This is a genomic window from Vibrio fujianensis (genome assembly GCF_002749895.1).
Taxonomy (GTDB): Bacteria; Pseudomonadota; Gammaproteobacteria; order Enterobacterales; family Vibrionaceae; genus Vibrio; species Vibrio fujianensis.
Window position 1 is genome coordinate 337,456 of sequence record NZ_NBUS01000041.1, and the last position, 2,022, is coordinate 339,477.

The 2,022-nt window shown below is 45.2% G+C and carries 3 protein-coding genes; all 3 read right to left on the reverse strand.

What is annotated here, in order from left to right; all coding sequences use genetic code 11:
• The coding region (locus B7C60_RS18605; protein WP_281251683.1) for a proton-conducting transporter transmembrane domain-containing protein at positions 1 to 788 on the reverse strand (788 nt) is incomplete at its 3' end.
• A gap of 2 nt (positions 789 to 790) precedes the next feature.
• Positions 791 to 1,396, reverse strand: a complete 606-nt coding sequence (locus B7C60_RS08740) for a 4Fe-4S dicluster domain-containing protein (protein ID WP_099611312.1) — start codon at positions 1,394 to 1,396, stop codon at positions 791 to 793.
• Positions 1,397 to 1,663: 267 nt separating this feature from the next.
• A partial coding sequence (locus B7C60_RS18610; protein ID WP_245869022.1) for a SelB domain-containing protein occupies positions 1,664 to 2,022 on the reverse strand: 359 nt, incomplete at its 5' end.

Genomic DNA, 2,022 nt, shown 5'->3' on the forward strand with positions numbered 1-2,022 from the left:
CCGAGAAAAACAATAGCCACTTTCAGCAAGCCGTACACACCTAGTTTCACCATTACACACGACATCAGCGTCGCACAATGTGACGGTGCCAGTGGGTATGCTTTGGGTAGCCATTCGTGAAAGAATATGCCGGCCGATTTAATGCCAAAACCAATCAGCGCTAGTACAAAGGTTAGCGACGCCATTTCACCTTGAGGTGGCGTGGCGATCCAATCACTAAATATCAAGCTGTTTGCGTGGTAAGCTAAAATCGCAAAGGTCGCGACAATAAACACATTCGCCACATGATCCATCACCAAGTAATGTAAACCTGCTTTACGGTGTGCTGCCGTGTTTCCTTGAATCACTAAAGCAAACGAGCTGAGTGAGATGATTTCCACAATGATTAAGAACGCGATCGCCTGATTGGCGGTAACTAACACCGTCATGGCACCGGCAAACAGGTTAAATAATACCGTAATAGAACGGGCTCCCTGGCCTAGGTACTCATCAAGATAATTCATCGCGTATCCCGCAGCAGCGATGGAAACAATTGCAATCACCAACAGTAATAACGCGGATAATTTATCCAGCAAAAACACATCGTAAAACAAGCTAAATTGCAGCGTATAACCAACCGGATGGACGATCACCGCTACAGCAGAAATTAGGCTCAATATGCCCGAAAACATACTGATCACACAGGATAAGCGCAGATTTTCCCGCTCATGATGGCGAGAAAACATAGCAACAAATGCAGCGCCAATATAACCACACAGAGATAAGGCGGTAAGCACAAGAGGATTCATGATTACGGCTCCATTTTGACAATAGCAGACACGCTAGAGGTCGCTTCACGTTTCGCATCACGCGCTTGCAAAGCACTCGCTTCGTCCACCAGCACAATCGCACCTGTTGGACACACTTCTATACACGCAGGACCTTTATCGCGGAATCCGCACAAATCACACTTCACTGCAATACTTTTCACGCCCGGTTCCCAAGCCAGAAGATCGTGGCCAAAACTTTTCGGATTCGAAGTACAAGGATTACTAGAACGGGGGGTAGAAGGGATAAAGGTTTCATAGCTATTTGCCATAGCTACGGGACGGCTGCCATCCAGCGCGATCGCACCAAAAGGACACGCCACAGCACATAAAGTACAACCTATGCACAATGTTTCTTGCAAGAGAATGCGATCCTCTTCTTTTTTGATCGCGTTAACCGGACAAACCGTTGCACAAGGTGCATCTTCACAATGTCGACACATAATCGGCGCAGTCGCGTCGTTATGCTTGACTACGGTTAAGCGAGGATGACTTTGCAACCCTTGCTTTTTATGCACATCGGAACACGCTGCCATGCATGTTTGGCAGCCAATGCATTTTGTTGGGTCGGCAACCACAAAGCTTTTCATAGTATACCCTGGTTGTTAATTGTACCCATTGAAAAGCATAAAACATGCCAAAACGTAAATTTAAATTTAAATCATTTAAAAACAATAAGTTAAACCAATTAAACCCCCAGAATTGTTGTATATTTAAACATATCATTTGTTGTTGCGCTCTCCTTCGACACGCATCGTCGACACTTGTGACGACATTCACATTTTCTTGCTTAAAAAATAAAACGGCAGAAGGAATTCCCTCTGCCGTTTTGATGTCATATTGTGTTGCACTTTAGCTTATTTGCTGGACGATTTTAGGATGGTTCGAACCTCATCATCGCGACGTAACCAGCCATCTTTTTCCATTCGATTCACAAACGGAATAAGGTATTTCCGGCTCAAACTTACCCGTTGTTTTATCTCTTGCAAGGTAATGCGATCTTGGGGCTGATTGCTGCCAATGGCTTGACTAACCAATGCCTGATACACCGCCATGTCGAAGTAAATTTGTTCATCGATGGCGGTGATGTATTTCTGATGCGCGAGTTGACGAAGCCATTTTTTATCTTGGCCAAGCGAAACTTTATTAAGCTCCAAACCAGCCTGCCCCGCTTCACGTGCAAGCCGTAAAATGTTTTTCGCCACCTCGGGCAATT